Source organism: Streptomyces sp. NPDC047917, assembly GCF_043204345.1.
GTDB classification, from domain to species: Bacteria; Actinomycetota; Actinomycetes; order Streptomycetales; family Streptomycetaceae; genus Streptomyces; species Streptomyces sanglieri.
The window spans coordinates 449,596-463,996 of the sequence record NZ_JBIDCA010000001.1; the positions used below are offsets into that span (position 1 = coordinate 449,596).

Here is a 14,401-nt window from a genome sequence, read left to right on the forward strand (position 1 = left end):
ACAGCCCTTAGAGTCGGAGGCATGGTTTCCGGTGAGGCGCCGCAGGCGGAGGGCAGCGTTCGGGTCGACGTCTGGATCTGGTCGGTCCGGCTGACGAAGACCCGTTCGCAGGCCGCTGCCGCCTGCCGCGCGGGTCATGTGAAGGTCGCCGGCGAGCGCGCCAAGCCCGCCCAGGCGCTGCGCGTCGGCGACGAGGTACGGCTCCGGCACGCCGGACGCGACCGGATCGTGGTCGTGTCCAAGATCGTCAAGAAGCGGGTCGGCCCTCCGGTGGCGGCGGAGTGCTTCGTCGACAACAGCCCGCCCCCGCCGCCGCGCGAGGTGGCGATCCAGGTGCCGGTGCGGGACCGGGGCGCGGGCCGCCCGACCAAGCGGGACCGGCGTGAGATGGAGCGGCTGCGGGGCGACGGCACCACCGGGTGACGCGTCAGGGCTGGGGCGACGCGATCGCCCGGGCCGCCGCCACCTCCTGGCGCAGCGGAGCCAGTACGCCCTCCTCGTCGCCCGGAAGCTCGGTGCGCACCCCCACCAGCACCTCGCTGGCCCGTATCCCCTCGGCCAGCTCCCGCAGCTGCCGCCGGACCTCCGCGACCTCGGCCGGCGGCGGCTCGGGCGCTCCGTGGTTGACCCGGACCCGGGCCGCCGTCGTCGCGTCCACGATGCGTTCCACCGCGACGACCAGCGGCCACCAGGCCGCGGCCCGGGTGCCGACCGGTGGCGGTTCGGTCAGGGCGCGCTGGAATTCGGAACGTACGACGGACAGGTCGCGGTAGATCCGGCGCCGGGCCCGCACCCGCTCCGCCCGGTCGCCGGAGCCGCCCGGCTCGAACGCGTACGCCACATAGTCGGCGATGTCCGCCACCGCGTCCGCGAGCCGGTGGCCGATCCGTACGTGCCAGCTCTCCGGCCACAGCAGATAGCCCGCCACCAGCACGATCGCGCAGCCGATCAGGCTGTCCAGGAAGCGCGGCCAGACCAGATGGAAGCCCTGGTGGTTCAGCAGGTCGGACAGGAGCAGGATGACCGGGGTGATGGCCGCGGTCTGGAAGGCGTAGCCCTTCGCGGTGAGCGCCGGGATCAGGGCGGCGAGCACCACCATCACCGGTACGTCCCACCAGCCGACCGGCACCGCGGCGAGCACCGGCGCGGCGACCACCAGACCGGCCGCCGTGCCCACCGACCGCAGCACGGCCCGCGAGAACACCGAGCCGAAGTCCGGCTTGAGGACGAAGGTGACGGTCAGCGCCACCCAGTACGAGCGCGGCACCGGGATCAGCGAGGTCAGCGCCTGCGCCAGGCCGATGCACAGGGCGAGCCGGAGCCCGTACCGCCAGGAGGCTCCGGAGAGCAGTACGTCGCGGGTGGCCGGCCGGATCCGTACCCCGAGCACGGCGGGGCGGCCGAGCCGGTCGTCGACGTTGTACGGGTCGGGGTCGGCCTTGTGCACCACGACCGCCGCGTGCCGCAGTGCGCTGTCCACCGCCCGGGTGGCGGGGGAGTCCGGCGCGGGCAGGGTGAGTTCGGGGCGGCCGGTGCGGCTCTCCTCGACGGCGGCGGCCAGTTCGCGCACCGCCGCCGGGATCTCGTCCGGGAGCGGGCACCGGCGCACATGGACGGCGGGGGCCGCCTCGACGAGCGGGATGACGACGTTGAGCTGGGCGAGCAGCCGCACCATGGCGTTGCTGCGGCCGTGGTAGCGGGCCCGGCGGGCCAGGATCAGGTCGTAAGACGTGTTGAGGGACTGCGTGACGGCCTGGCGCCGCTCCTCGTAGGCGTCGGTGCCGGCGGCGGCGAGCAGGTCGGCGACCGCGAGGTAGGTGCCCGCGACCGCGACCCGCTCCGGCAGCTTCCGCCGCAGCGGCCAGGCCAGCAGGGTCAGGGCGAGCACGAACAGGCCGCCGACCGTGAGCAGCAGCGGCGCCACCCACCAGGGACTCGGCAAGGGCAGCCCGGCGCCGACCACCGCGTTGAGCAGGAGCAGCAGCCCGGAGACCGAGGCGACGGCGCCGATCGTCGACATCATCCCGGAGACCAGGCCGACCAGCGTCAGCGCGGCGACGGCCCCCCAGCCGGTGCCGTACACCAGCGTGCCGAGCATGATGCCGAGCGCGCCGAAGAGCTGCGGCACGGCGATGTTGAGTATCCGCATCCGGTACGCGTCGGCGGTGTCGCCGATGACGCCGGAGAGCGCGCCCATGGAAACGAGCGCGCCGTACGCCGGGCGGTCCAGCGCGAAGCCGGCGGCGAGCGGTACGGCCAGGGAGACGGAGGCGCGGGCCACCGCCGCCCGGGCGATGGGCGTGGCGGACTGCGGGCGCAGCCCGCTCAGCAGCCAGGGCGGTGGCGCCAGCCAGGGGGGTGGCGTCGCCCGCCGCCGTCCGGATCCGGCCTCGGTGTCGGTCAACGCGTCCCCCTGAGTCCTGCGTTCAGCCGCGGTAGCCCTCGACCTCGTCGGCGGGGCGGACCTTCGCCGCGGACGGGTCCTCGCCGAACTCGCTCAGTGCCCGGCGCTGCCGCAGCAGGTCCCAGCACTGGTCGAGCCGTACCTCAACGGTACGCAGCCGTGACTTCTCGTCGTCGCTGAGGCCCAGCTCCCGGGTGGAGCGGTCACGCAGGCTCCGTTCCTCGGAGATGAGTCCGCCGATGTCGTCGATGATGTCGCGTTCCCGTTCGTCCATGACGTCTCTGCTCCTTCGGAAGGCAGTCGGTCGGGAGGCAGCCGGTGTACGGGCCGCGGGGGCCGGCTCAGAGCACGATGACGGTCTTGCCGCGTGCGCCGCCCGTCCGGTTCCGGTCGAGGGCCTGCGGGGCCTTCTCCAGCGGGAGCTCGATGTCGACGGGCACCCGCAGCACGCCTTCGGCGGCGCCCGCGGCCAGGACGTCGAGCAGCACCGGGGTGGGTTCGAGCCGGAAGTCGATCCCGGTCACGCCCGCGGGCAGGGCGGCCCCGCCGGCGACGCCCCGGGTGGTGAGGGCGATGCCGCCGCCGCGCACCAGGGCGGCGTGCGAGGCGAAGGAGTCCGGGGTGGTGGAGACCAGGTCGACCAGCGCGTCCACGCCGTCCGGGCAGCTCTCCCGTACCGCCGCTTCGAGCGGCCGGTCGGTGATGTCGATGGTGACAAAGGCGCCCAGCTCCGTCATCCGCCGGTGTTCGGCACCGCGCACGGCGGCGATCACGCGTATGTCGCGGGCCGAGGCGAGCTGGGTCAGATAGCTGCCGACGCCGCCCGCCGCACCGATGACCAGCAGGCTCTCGTGGCCGCGGAACACCGCGGTCTCCAGGATCTGGGCGGCCGCCATCCCGGCGGAGGGCAGCGCGGCCGCGGCCCGCAGCGGGAGGCCGGGCGGCACGACGGTGATGGCGGAGTCCTGCGGTACGGACACGTAGTCGCAGTACGTGCCGCCTCCGGCCGCGTTCGGCCGGGCGACCCGGCCGAAGACCTGGTCGCCGACCCGGAACCGGTTGTCGCCGCTGCCGATCATGTCGACCCGGCCCGCGAAGTCCACCCCGACGACCATCGGGAACACCCGGGGTGCCGGTCCGTCGTCCGGGGCGCCCTGCGCGGCCTGCCAGTCGGACGGGTTGAGCGCGGCGTACTCGATCCTGACCCGGACCTCACCGGCCTCCGGCTCGGGCTTGGGCATCTCCACCAGTGCGGGGTCGGCCCGGAACGCGCCGACGGCTATGGCTCGCATGCGGAAGACCTCTCAGTCGCCCCCGGTCCGGCAGTCATCAGCACCACTCTTCCCCGGTCCGCCCGCCGCCGCACGTCGAGCGCGCGGCCCCGCGCCCGCCCCTCGCGGGCCGGGTCATCCCGGCCCCGGACCCGGCTTTCCCCGGGCCACCAGCAACCGCGCCGCCACCGCGCACAGGGCCACCGCCAGCCCCACCCCGAACACCGTCCACACCGTCGTGCGCAGCGAGGCGGTCAGTGCGTCGTACACCGCCGCCGCCCCCGCCGTCTCACTGTCCGGCACCTCGGACAGCACCTGGTCGCGGGCGTACGCGAGCACCGCGCGCAGCACCAGCGCCCCCAGCGCGAAGCCGAGCCCGGTCACGGCGGTGGCGGACAGGGCGGCGGGCCAGGAGCGTCTGCGCCCGGGTCCGCCGCCGCACAGCCAGGCCACCGCGACGGCCAGGACGGCGAGCAGGAGCGTGGCCACGGCCGGCCGGACGCCGCCGGCGCGCAGCAGCCGGAAGGTCTGGCGCAGCTGGTCGGCGCGGTCGGCGGAGATGAGCGTGATGTCGGTGTGCTGGACCGGGATCCGGTCGGCGAACGGCACCCCGTTCTCCTCCAGATTCCGTTTGACCTGCTCGGTCACGGGCGCCAGATCGATGGTCACGGCCTCGCCGGTGTTGCCGTCCAGAGCGGCGGTCACGGCCTCGTGGGCGGTGCGGTTGGCGGCGTTCCAGGCGTCCTGGAAGGCGTCGGTGGCGGTGAAGGAGAGCACCGCCCGGCGCAGGAAGTCCCGCACCGTGTCCTGGAGCGGTCCGGCGTCGATCTGCTTCATCGCCCCGTCGGTGATGAGGTCGGTGACGGTGCTCTGCACGTCGGGGTCGGAGGCGAGCGGGGCGACCGCTTCGACGTAACGGTCCGTGTTGTCGATCTCCAGATCCACCCAGGCGGACAGCGCGCCGACCGGCACCAGGACGGCGAGCAGCACCACCAGTACCGCCGAGAGACCCGCCGAGAGATACGTCCGCACCCTCCTAGGGAATCCCGCGGGCGGACGGCACGCCCCGGGCCGTACGCCATCCGAGTTGCCGGGCGGCGCGGCCGGGTGTGCCCTGGAAGGAAACGGAGTCACGGAAGGAGAACCCCGCATGTCCACACACGCGGCAATGCCGGCTCGCGGACGGACCCGGTCGAGGTCACACGCGCGCCGTCACAGCGCGCTCTCCTGGGCGATCCCCGTCACGCTGGGTGCGGCGTACGGTCTCTACGCCTCGTTCATCCTCCGCAACAACGGCGCGAGCGGCTACCGGCAGTTCTGGTACGGCCTGATCACCGCGGTGGTGCTCGCCGCCCTGTGCTTCGTACTGGGCCGGATCCAGCGCGGCATGCTGCCGCTGGTGCGGGCGGCGGCCTACGGCGCGCTGACCGCGGCGGCGATCGGCCTGCTGGTCGGGCTGACCGATTCGAGCGTGCTGAGGTCATCGGCGCTCGGACTCGCGGTCGGCCTGGGGATGTTCATCACCACGTTCTACATCTACTACACGCACGAGGACATCCGTCCCCGTTCCCGCTCCCGTACCTGAACGCGGGCGGCACCCCGTTCGCGCGTGCCGCCTGCGACCGTCCCGCGCCCCGCTGTCAGCCGTTCGCCGGCGGCGGGGCGCAGGACGTCACCGGGTGCACCGCGGTGGCCCGGGTGAGGTCCGCCGTGACCCGGCCCGTGTCGGTCCTGAGCGTCATCCTTCCCCCGCGGGTGCGCAGCGGTTCCCCGCAGACCGTTCCGGCGGGGGTGGTGACCGAGACCCGGGGCCCCTCCTTGGACGGCCCGTACCAGGTGATCCCCACGGCCGTGACGAGCAGCGCGGCGCAGCAGAGGGTGAGCGGCACGCCCCGTGCGAGGGCCTGGGCGGCGCGCAGGGCCTCGGTGTGGTCCGCGGCGACGCCGTCGAACCGGAACGTGCCGGCGTCGCCCGCGGCCGCCGGCCGGCCGTGGGCGGCGCGCAGCAGCGACAGGCCCCCCGCACCGCCGCAGAGGAGCGCGAGGAGCAGGACGAGGCCGACGGCGACGGCGTACGGAGCGGCGAGCGAGCCGATGTCGCTGCGGCCCCGGAGCAGGCCGAATCCGACCAGCCCGGCCAGGAGCGCGGCGAGACCGTTGCGCCAGGCCAGCGCGGACTCCCGGACCCGGGGCAGTTCGCGGCGCAGCAGGGCGCGGTGGTGGCGGGCCGCGAGCCGGTCGGCCGGGGTACCGGCCGGTCCCGGTACGGCGCGCCAGGTCATGGCCGCTCCCTCTCCAGCAGGATGTTCCAGTACGCTCCGCAGCCCTCCTCGTCGCCGGGCCTGCCCGGATGCTCGGTCGTGCAGACGCAGAGCACCGGTACCGGAACGCCTCCCGGGCCGGTATCCCCGGCCCGGCCCGCCCGTGGCGCCGCCCGGACGACCGAACGCGTCCAGGTGTAGACCGTCGTGCAGTGACAGCGCGGGCAGGTGCCGGTCAGGACGGCTCCGTCCCCGGTGGTCTCGATGCGCAGGCCGGCGGTGTACGAGGTGGGGTAGCCGGGTTCCGTGACCTCCTCGTACGGGAGGGCGGGCGGGCGACCCGAACGGGAAGGGTCCGTCGGGTTCCGTGCGGGCTGGGCGGGCTCGGGCATGAGGCGTCTCCCGTGGGCTGGGCGGGCTCGGGCATGAGGCGTCTCCCGTGGGCGGGCGGTGGACGGCAGTGGCTCGCGTCCGGGTTCCGATGCTGCCAGAGGGCCGGGCCGTGTTCCGGCGCGGCGGCTTCGGGGCGGGGTGCGGCCGGCGGTGCGCCGGTGCGAGGTCGCCGCACGGTGCCGGAATCACCGCTGGCCGGAAGGCTGTTGTCCGGATTCTGGTCGATTGCAGGACGTATTCCGGCGGCTGCCGCGAAACGGCCCTGACGGCCGGCGTGCGTGGGCATCATGTCCGCAACGGGCCCCGGGTGGACCCGGGGACACCACGACTGCCCGAACGGGCGGCGGAGGGAGGGGTGTTGAGCGACACCGACGACGCCGGGCTGCGGGAGCGGGCGGCCGACGCGATCCGCCGGACGGCGGGAGCGCGGGCACTGCCCGCGGCGGTCGCCGAGCCGACCGGCCCGCAGGGAGCGGAACGGGACGCGCTGATCTCCGAACTCGGTTCACTCCTCGCCGAGTTCGAGAGCGGCATGCCGGACGATCCGCTGCGGCAGGCGATGACGGCCCGGCTCGGGACGCTGACCGGGGCGCGGTGGGCGGCCGACGGGGAGGAGGCCGACCGGCACGAGGCGATCCGCCTGCTGCGCGGGGCCCGCGCGTCCGGTCTCCTCGCACCGGACGACCGGCTGGCGGCCGCGCGGGAACTCGCCGCCCTGCTGCTGGGCCCGGCGGTACGCACCCCCCTGGGCGGCCCCGGCCACGAGATCGGCCTGGACGGGCTCTCGTTGCTGATGCGGTTGGGCAGGCCCGAGCGGCTCGGCGGTGCCGGCATCATCGAAGCCGTTCCCGAGATCGGCCGGCTGGTGGAGGAGATCGGCGGGCAGGCGGGCGGAATTCCGCCCGAGACGCTCCAGGGACTCTCGATGCTGCGTGAGTACGCCGCGGTGGTGGACGGCGGCGATGCCCAGGGCATGCTGGCCATGTGCCAGGCGATGCTCGCCGGTGACCTCGGCCCGGCGATGACCTCCGGCCCGATGGGCTCGGTCCTGGAGGCGGTGGTCCCGCTGGCGCGGGACTACGCACGGAGCCTGTCGGACGGGAGCCCGGCGCCGGACCCGGCGGACGAGGGGGCGGCCGTGGTGTCCGGCCGTCCGGGTGCGGAACCCGGCCCGCGGTCCGCACCGCGGAAACTGTCCGCGGCCGCGGCCGCCCTGTCGGCACCGCAATCGGCCGACTCGATCGACAACTGGCGCGACAGCCTGGCCCTGCTCATCGAGGTGAACCGGCCGGGCATGCTCTCCGAGCAGGAGGTCGCCGAGCTGATGGGCAGGCTGGGCGACCCCGGACAGGGGGCGGATCCCGGCGACCAGGTCATGGCCGCGTTCGGCGCGATGGGGCTCGGACTGCGCACCGGCCGCCCGGAGGACTTCCAGGAGTCGCTGCGGCTGATCCGCGAGGCCGTGGCGGCGTCCGGACGCGACGACACCCTGGCCTGGATGGCGCGGGGCATGCTGCCCGGCATCCTGGTCGGCGCCATGCTGACCGGCGGGAGCCTCCAGGACCTCCAGGAGGCGCGCGCCCTCCTGGACGAGTCCCTGCTTCCCGGCGGGGCACTGGCCGGGACCATGCCCGACCTGCCGGGCTCGGCCGGATTGCTGCTGACGACCCGGTGCCTGCAGATCCACATGCGGGCGACCGAGGCGATCGAGGCCGGTGACACGGAGACGCTCGAAGCGTTCGTGGGAGACCTCCTCGACCTCGTGGACGACTGCGACGACGACGAGTGGTCGTTCCTCCCGCTCTACGAACTGGGCGTGGTCCATCTCGCTCTCGCCTCGCTCACCGGCAGCGTCGACTCGCTGCGCAGCGCGGTGCACTACCAGGAGCAGGCGCTGACGTGTCCGGGCGCACCACAGATCGCACAGCCGCTGCTCGACATGAGCTGGGCGACGTTGCTGACCCTCAGCTCCTTCCTGGAGCCCTCCGTCGACCGCATCCAGGAAGGCATCCGGCGCACCCGGGCGACCCTGCGGGGCGTTCCCGTCATGGCCGATCAGCGGGTACGGGCGCGGAGCGCGATCGGGCTGGCCCTCGACGCGGTGTACGGCCTGACCGGGGATCCGTCCGTCCTGGACGAGATGATCACCGAACTGGAGTGCACCGAGGAGGAGTTGGGGCAGGCGAGCGGGGCTTCGGCCGCCGCCGTGCACTGGCAGCTGGCCGACGCGTACGGGCGGCGGGCCGCCCACGAGGGGGCCGATCTGGCCAGGGCGGTCGAGTGCGCCCGGAGTTCGCTGCGCATCACCGCCGACGACGTACTGCTCCAGCAGGGCGTCCGGCACGGCCTCCAGGTCGCCCGGACCGGCGCCAGCCGTGCGCTGGCCGCCGCGGGGTGGGCGGTCCGCGCCGGGCGGCCCGAGGACGCGGTGGCCTGCCTGGAGGAGGGGCGGGCGCTGGTCCTCGGGGCGGCGGCCGTCTCGGCCACGGTCGCCGAACGGCTGGCGGAGCGCGGTGAGCACGAACTGGCCGGCCGGTGGAGCCGGGACACTCCCTCGGCGGCCACCGCCCTCCGTGCGCGGGGCGGCCGGTCCGAACTGGCGGAGGCCGTGCTGGGCGCCTCGTTCGGCACCCCGGAACTGCCGAGCGCCCTGCGCCGCCGGGCCCTGGAACTGCTGCGCCCCGCCGACGGGGAGGACGCCCCCGCCCGGATTCCCGACGTGCCCGAGCTGATCGCCGCCGTCGGGCGGGCGGGGACCGACGCGCTGGTGTACCTCCTTCCGGGGCAGGGCGGCGGGGACGGTTCCGCGGTGCTGCTGGTCCCCGGGCAGCCGCCCCGGTCGCTGCCGCTGCCCGGCCTGTCGGCCGGCGGCCGGGTCCCGCTCGACGGCTATCTGGACGCCGCCGCCAAGCACGCCACGGCCCGGCGGGGACAGCAGCGCTGGGAGGCGGCACTGGACGCGCTCTGCGTCTGGGCGGGCGAGGCCGTGATGGCCCCGGTGCTCGACGAACTCGCCCTGTGGGAAAGGGGACTCGCGGAGTCCGGCCTGACGGGCGGGCCCGCGCCCGGACCCGCGCCGCGGCCGGTCCGGCTGACCCTGATCGCCTGCGGGAACCTCGGTGTGGTGCCCTGGCAGGCGGCCCTGCTCACGGTTCCCCCGGCACCCGTGCGCGGACCGGCGCCGGACCCCCGCCCCACCACGGTCCGGGCGTGCGAGCTGGCCGTCCTCTCGTACGCCGCGTCCGGACGGGAGTTCGCCCGGTCGGCCGGCCGGGACCGGCTGCCTACCGACCGGGGACAGGCGCTGGTGTGCGTCCCCGGCTGGGACCTGGAGAGCGCCGAGGACGAGGTGCTGGCCCTGGCCGACACGTACTACCCGGACGCCGCCCTGTACGGATCCCTGATGACCCGCGACCTGACCCCGGTACCGCCCGAGGGAACCCCGGACGAGGTGCTTGCGCTGCTGGGGGCGGGGCCCGGACGGAACACCGGGCGCGTCGCCCTCGTGCACCTGGCCTGCCACGGGATGGCGGGCTCCGACCCCACCGCCTCCGCGCTGGAACTCGGCTGGCCCGAGGGCGCGGAACCGGAGGCGGGCAGGCTCACGGTGACCACGCTGCTGGACACACCGCTGGACCGTACGGAGGGGACGGGCGGCCCCCTGGTCGTGCTCAGCGCCTGCGAGACGGACCTCAGCGCCCGCGACCACGACGAGGCGCTGACGCTGACCACGGCCCTCGCGCACCGGCTGGCCGCCGACGTGGTGGGCTCCCGCTGGGCCGTGCCGGACGTGGCCTCCTCGGTACTGATGACCGTCTTCCACGACCGCCTCGGCGCCGGGCTGGCCCCGCCGGACGCGTTGCGGGCCGCCCAGCGCTGGATGCTGGCGCCGCCCGCCCGGCGCGACCCCGTGCGCGGCCTGACGGCCGAACTCGGCCGTGCGGCCGACGAACTGGACCTGTCGGTGCCGTTCGCCTGGGCCGCCTTCATCCACCAGGGAAACCCGCGACCGTCCGGCCACGGCGGCGCTTTTGGCGGGAACCCGCCCGCCTCGTGAAAGGAGAAGCACGGAGATGACCCCTGACGCGTTCCTTTCCCTGCTCCGGGCCCACTGGCCGATGACGCTCGCCGCCCTGGACGGCGGCCGGCGCGCACGGCTGCGCGACGGTCTGAACGACCTCGCGGCGGCCGGCGACCGCAAGGCCGTCGAACGGGCCCTGCGCACCCTGCGACTGCAACTGCGCTCACTGCCCCCGGACCACCCGGTCGCCCGCGAGCTGAGCGGCACGGTCCGCTACGCGGACGCCCCGCCCGCCCCGACCGTCGACCGGGCACTGCTCGGCGAACTGCTCGACGTGTTCGCCGACCCTCCGCCCGGCCCCGCGGAACTGCTCCGGGCCGCCCACGAGCGGCTGTGGCGGACCCCGGCGCTGGGAGCGGCGGAACTCGCCCCGGAAACCGCGGACGACCCGGCGGTCTCCGGTCTCATCAGACTGACCCACCCCGGATCCGGAGACCGCTACCCCCGGTTCCAGTTCGCCCCGGGCACGACCGAACCACTGCCGGTGGTACGCCGCATCAACCACATCCTGATGGCCGACAAGGACCCCTGGGGCGCCGCGGACTGGTGGCTGGGCGGCAACGGCCGGCTGTCGGGCATCCCGGCCGAACTCCTCGGCGAGGTCCCCGACGAGGACCTCGCACAGGCCGCACTCGAACTGGTGGCGGGCTGCTGATGGACCGGAAACCGCCCACCGGCGTCTCGATGCGGCCCCTGCTGCGGGTCCTGCCCGAAGGAACCGAACTCTGGCGCTGTCACGAGAACGAATTCGGCCCGGAGTCCTTCAACCCCAACCGCGCCCACCCCTACTTCGGCGGCAGCCGGTTCGACGCCACCGAGCAGGATCCCTACCCCTTCCTCTACGCCGCGCTCGACCCGGTCACCGCGCTCTGCGAAGTGCTGCTGCGCTCGGTGGACTTCGAGGACCGTACGGCCGTACGGCTGGTGCCGTGGGCGCAGGCGTCCCGGTACACGCTCTCGGCACTGCGCACCACCCGCGAGCTGTCGCTCGTCGAACTGTCCACGGCCGAGGGCCTGGCCGCCGTCTGGCAGGACTCCTGGCTGGTCGACTCCGAGGCCGGGGACTATCCGAAGACCCGCTACTGGGTCCGGCTGATCCGCGAGCACGCCTGCGAAGTGAACGGCCTGGTCTGGGAGTCGAAGCGGTGCCGGCCCAGGAGCGCCCTGCAGCTCTTCGGCGACCGTTGCGGGGAGAGCCCGCTGGACACCGCCCCGGACCGGAGCCTGCGGCTCGACTCCCCCGAAGGCGTGGCCGAGGCGAACCGGCTGCTCAACCCGCTCCGGGCGGTGATCTCGTCGCCGTGGCCGGAGTGACGCCCGGCCGGTACGGACCGCCGGGGCGAGGGCTCAGCAGGCGTTGTCGCCCGTGATGCGGACGGTGCAGGCGACACGGTGGCTCAGCTGGAGGCGGTCGCCGTGCCGCAACCGGTGCCGTTCACCGGGCAGGAGGTGAGCGCCGTTCACCCAGGTGCCGTTCACGGTTCCGTCGCACTCCTCGGTGACCCAGACCGAGCCGTCCGGGTCGGCGGTCACACTGGCGTGCCGGCGGGACACGGTGGTCAGTTCCGCGAAGGCACCGGACGAGGCGGGGGCCCAGTCCGTGTCCCTGCCGAGCCTCAGCGGCTCCCCGGGGCGGACGGGCAGTGACAGGGCCAGGCTGTCGAAGTGCAGGACCACCCGGGCGCCGGGCGGCGTCGCCCCTCCGCCCCCGCCCCCGCCGTCGATCCGGGCCAGGCAGCGAGGACAGCGCGTCGCCCCGGGCGGCACGAGCGCCGCGCAGCCGGGGCAGCGCACCCCGGCGGCGGTGTCCGGGGGCGGCGGGAGCGGTCCGCGCACCTCCTCGTCCAGGACGGGTTCCCAGTCGTCGTACCCGTCGTACCCGTCGTCCCGGTCCCCGCCGGTGCCCCGGACCGGTGCGGTCATCGCTGACCCGGCACGAAGCCGGGGGACGCGTCGATGCGGATCTCCACCCGGCCGTCGTCGCGCTCGTGGACCTCCCGCACCGACACGGTCCAGCCCGCACCGATCGCCGGGTCGGCGAACAGGGCGCGGGCCAGCGGGTTGATCAGGTGCGTCTCCAGCGTCATGCCGATGCCCCGGCCACCGTTCCACTGGTCGTGGGTGCAGTACTCGGTCAGCTGGGCCCGTGCGTGCGGGGAGAGTTCGAGGGCGATGCTGTGCTCGGCCAGCAACTGGCGCCGGATGTTGTCGATCTGGAGCTTCATGATCCGTTCGGCCACCTCGCCGGAGATGAAGTCGAAGACCACCACGTTGCCGCCGAGCCGGTTCATCAGCTCGGGCCGGCCGATGACGTGCTCGAAGTGACGCTTCACGTTCAGCCGCACGGTCCGGGCCAGTTCCCGGTACGGGGTTCCCGGACGGACGATCCACTCCCGTTCCTCGGTCTGCGGGTCGGTGCGCTGCACTCCCAGATTGGAGGTGAAGATCAGCACGCACTCACTGAAGTACGTGGTGACGCCCTGCCCGTCGGTGAGCCTGCCGTCCTCCAGCACCTGGAGGAACTTGTCGAGAACTCCCTTGTCGGCCTTCTCGATCTCGTCGAACAGGATCACCCGGAACGGGTTGCCGCGCACCGCGGTCGTCAGCTCCCCGCCCGCCTCGTACCCCACGTACCCGGGCGGGGCTCCCACCAGGCGGTCCGCCGAGTGCGAGGAGGAGAACTCGCTCATGTCGAAACGCAGATACGCCTGGTCGCTGTCGAACAGCACCGAGGCGACGGCCTTGGCCAGCTCGGTCTTGCCCGTGCCGGTGGGACCCGCGAAGAACAGCACGCCGCGCGGCCGGTGGCCCGGGTTGGTGGCCTGGGAGCCGGAGAGCCCCATCGCGGCCCGTTTGAGGATGTCCAGCGTCATGGAGACGGCCGCCTCCTGTCCGATCACCCGCTCCGGAACGGTGCGCTCGCCCGCGGTGATCCGCTGCCGGATCTCGTCGCGCCGCCACGGGTTCTTCTCCACCCCCAGCCGGTACATCCGCACCGCGTCGGGCATGTCGGAGAACGGAATGCCCCGGGAGAGAGCCAGGTCGAGGGACTGCCGCATGGCCCGCAGCGGCAGCCCGGTGGACGCCCTGGCGAAGGCGTCCACCGGGTCCTTCCCCGCCGCCTCGCGGGCGGTGCGGTGCCCGTCGCCGACCGGCCCGGTGTGCTCGTGCCGCAGGAGCGCGGCCATCCGCCGGCGTTCGTCGGCGTCCGGGTCGGGCACCGCGATGGTGCGGATCCGTTCGCTCCCGGAGACCAGCCAGTTCGGCAGGTCCCGTTCGCCCTCGGTGAGCCAGATGACCGGGTTGAACAGCGGCGCGGCGCCGCGGCTCGCGGCGAGCGACAGCACGCCCGGCGGCAGCGGCACCGGTACGGCCTGCTCGGCGAGCTTGAGGCAGGCCACGAAGAAGTCGCGTTCGGAATCGGTGAGCCGGGTGACATCGGTGGTGAGCCGGGCGGCGTGATCGACGAGCAGGGCGACCCGGAGCGGTTCCATCGGCCGGCCGTTGCCGTGGCCGGCTCGCCGGTATTCGGCCCAGCCCGTGACGATGCCGTGGAGCAGCGGCTCGGTCTCCATGAGGACCGGCGGGCGGTGCTGGTCCCGGCCGCCGGTCCGCCGGGTGGCGTGCAGCAGTTCCTCGACCGCCAACTGTTCGGGGCCCGTGACGACGCGGAAGCCCCGGATCTGGTCGTAGCGGATCAGCGCCTGGTACCCCAGACCGCGCAGGGCGTTCCACACCACCTCCACCAACGGGTGGTGGGCGTCCCGGGACCGGTGACGCACCAGGTGGAGGTCCTGGATGTTGCCGTGCAGGACGTACTGGGAGTGCACGCCCAGCGTCCCCGTCAGCTCCTCGACGAACAGCGGCACCGCACGGTCCGGCCCGTGCCGGTCCGTGTCGTCCCGGACCTTGGCGAACCGGTCGCCGTGGTCCGGGTGGTACGTGCGGTCCTCGTGGAACCGGGTGTCCTCGGTGCCGTGGGTGTCCACGC

At 74.3% G+C, this 14,401-nt stretch carries 13 protein-coding genes; 5 read left to right on the top strand and 8 right to left on the bottom strand.

Annotation, left to right across the window (positions count from 1 at the left end):
- The first annotated feature begins 21 nt into the window (after positions 1-21).
- Positions 22-423, top strand: a complete 402-nt coding sequence (locus ACGF8B_RS01965; protein ID WP_392733861.1) for an RNA-binding S4 domain-containing protein — start codon at positions 22-24, stop codon at positions 421-423.
- A gap of 4 nt (positions 424-427) precedes the next feature.
- Here ACGF8B_RS01965 and ACGF8B_RS01970 read toward each other — a convergent pair whose 3' ends face one another.
- The 4 genes from ACGF8B_RS01970 to ACGF8B_RS01985 all read right to left on the bottom strand — a co-directional run bounded on the left by ACGF8B_RS01970 (position 428) and on the right by ACGF8B_RS01985 (position 4,707).
- Positions 428-2,404, bottom strand: a complete 1,977-nt coding sequence (locus ACGF8B_RS01970) for an FUSC family protein (protein ID WP_392733864.1) — start codon at positions 2,402-2,404, stop codon at positions 428-430.
- A gap of 22 nt (positions 2,405-2,426) precedes the next feature.
- Positions 2,427-2,678, bottom strand: coding sequence for a DUF2630 family protein (locus ACGF8B_RS01975; protein ID WP_342281967.1), 252 nt, complete (start codon positions 2,676-2,678; stop codon positions 2,427-2,429).
- Positions 2,679-2,745: 67 nt separating this feature from the next.
- Positions 2,746-3,696, bottom strand: a complete 951-nt coding sequence (locus ACGF8B_RS01980; protein ID WP_392733866.1) for an NADP-dependent oxidoreductase — start codon at positions 3,694-3,696, stop codon at positions 2,746-2,748.
- A gap of 114 nt (positions 3,697-3,810) precedes the next feature.
- Positions 3,811-4,707: a hypothetical protein gene (locus ACGF8B_RS01985; RefSeq protein WP_392733868.1), complete on the bottom strand. Its 897-nt coding sequence runs from the start codon at positions 4,705-4,707 to the stop codon at positions 3,811-3,813.
- Between the two features lie 118 nt (positions 4,708-4,825).
- Between ACGF8B_RS01985 and ACGF8B_RS01990 the strand changes: the two genes are divergently transcribed.
- The gene (locus ACGF8B_RS01990) at positions 4,826-5,260 is read left to right on the top strand and encodes a hypothetical protein (protein ID WP_392733870.1); all 435 of its coding nucleotides are present in this window, start codon (positions 4,826-4,828) and stop codon (positions 5,258-5,260) included.
- A gap of 55 nt (positions 5,261-5,315) precedes the next feature.
- Here the strand turns inward: ACGF8B_RS01990 and ACGF8B_RS01995 are convergent, their stop codons facing one another.
- Positions 5,316-5,957 (bottom strand): hypothetical protein, encoded by a 642-nt coding sequence (locus ACGF8B_RS01995; RefSeq protein ID WP_392733872.1) that lies wholly within the window; start codon positions 5,955-5,957, stop codon positions 5,316-5,318.
- A complete protein-coding gene (locus tag ACGF8B_RS02000) occupies positions 5,954-6,328 on the bottom strand; it encodes a hypothetical protein (RefSeq protein ID WP_392733874.1) in 375 nt (124 codons plus the stop codon). Before ACGF8B_RS02000 ends, ACGF8B_RS01995 begins: the two co-directional genes overlap by 4 nt.
- A 359-nt stretch (positions 6,329-6,687) precedes the next feature.
- Between ACGF8B_RS02000 and ACGF8B_RS02005 the strand changes: the two genes are divergently transcribed.
- The 3 genes from ACGF8B_RS02005 to ACGF8B_RS02015 are packed head-to-tail and all read left to right on the top strand — an operon-like array spanning position 6,688 to position 11,724.
- The gene (locus ACGF8B_RS02005) at positions 6,688-10,386 is read left to right on the top strand and encodes a CHAT domain-containing protein (RefSeq protein WP_392733876.1); all 3,699 of its coding nucleotides are present in this window, start codon (positions 6,688-6,690) and stop codon (positions 10,384-10,386) included.
- A gap of 16 nt (positions 10,387-10,402) precedes the next feature.
- Complete coding sequence (locus ACGF8B_RS02010; RefSeq protein ID WP_392733878.1) at positions 10,403-11,065, top strand: hypothetical protein; 663 nt, start codon at positions 10,403-10,405, stop codon at positions 11,063-11,065.
- Positions 11,065-11,724 (top strand): RES family NAD+ phosphorylase, encoded by a 660-nt coding sequence (locus ACGF8B_RS02015; RefSeq protein WP_392733880.1) that lies wholly within the window; start codon positions 11,065-11,067, stop codon positions 11,722-11,724. The genes ACGF8B_RS02010 and ACGF8B_RS02015 overlap by 1 nt, the downstream gene beginning before the upstream one ends.
- Positions 11,725-11,757: 33 nt before the next feature.
- Here the strand turns inward: ACGF8B_RS02015 and ACGF8B_RS02020 are convergent, their stop codons facing one another.
- Both ACGF8B_RS02020 and ACGF8B_RS02025 read right to left on the bottom strand, forming a co-directional pair.
- Complete coding sequence (locus tag ACGF8B_RS02020; protein WP_392733882.1) at positions 11,758-12,333, bottom strand: FHA domain-containing protein; 576 nt, start codon at positions 12,331-12,333, stop codon at positions 11,758-11,760.
- On the bottom strand, positions 12,330-14,399 hold the full coding sequence (locus tag ACGF8B_RS02025) for an AAA family ATPase (RefSeq protein WP_392733885.1): 2,070 nt from the start codon (positions 14,397-14,399) through the stop codon (positions 12,330-12,332). Before ACGF8B_RS02025 ends, ACGF8B_RS02020 begins: the two co-directional genes overlap by 4 nt.
- Between the last annotated feature and the right edge of the window lie 2 nt (positions 14,400-14,401).

What these genes read in the sequence shown, in the direction of transcription:
- ACGF8B_RS02010 (WP_392733878.1), top strand. Translation starts at nt 10,403, where the DNA reads ATGACCCCTGACGCGTTCCTTTCCCTGCTCCGGGCCCACTGGCCGATG.
- ACGF8B_RS02020 (WP_392733882.1), bottom strand. Translation starts at nt 12,333, where the DNA reads ATGACCGCACCGGTCCGGGGCACCGGCGGGGACCGGGACGACGGGTAC.
- ACGF8B_RS01965 (WP_392733861.1), top strand. Translation starts at nt 22, where the DNA reads ATGGTTTCCGGTGAGGCGCCGCAGGCGGAGGGCAGCGTTCGGGTCGAC.
- ACGF8B_RS02015 (WP_392733880.1), top strand. Translation starts at nt 11,065, where the DNA reads ATGGACCGGAAACCGCCCACCGGCGTCTCGATGCGGCCCCTGCTGCGG.
- ACGF8B_RS01995 (WP_392733872.1), bottom strand. Translation starts at nt 5,957, where the DNA reads ATGACCTGGCGCGCCGTACCGGGACCGGCCGGTACCCCGGCCGACCGG.
- ACGF8B_RS01990 (WP_392733870.1), top strand. Translation starts at nt 4,826, where the DNA reads ATGTCCACACACGCGGCAATGCCGGCTCGCGGACGGACCCGGTCGAGG.
- ACGF8B_RS02000 (WP_392733874.1), bottom strand. Translation starts at nt 6,328, where the DNA reads ATGCCCGAGCCCGCCCAGCCCGCACGGAACCCGACGGACCCTTCCCGT.
- ACGF8B_RS01975 (WP_342281967.1), bottom strand. Translation starts at nt 2,678, where the DNA reads ATGGACGAACGGGAACGCGACATCATCGACGACATCGGCGGACTCATC.
- ACGF8B_RS01980 (WP_392733866.1), bottom strand. Translation starts at nt 3,696, where the DNA reads ATGCGAGCCATAGCCGTCGGCGCGTTCCGGGCCGACCCCGCACTGGTG.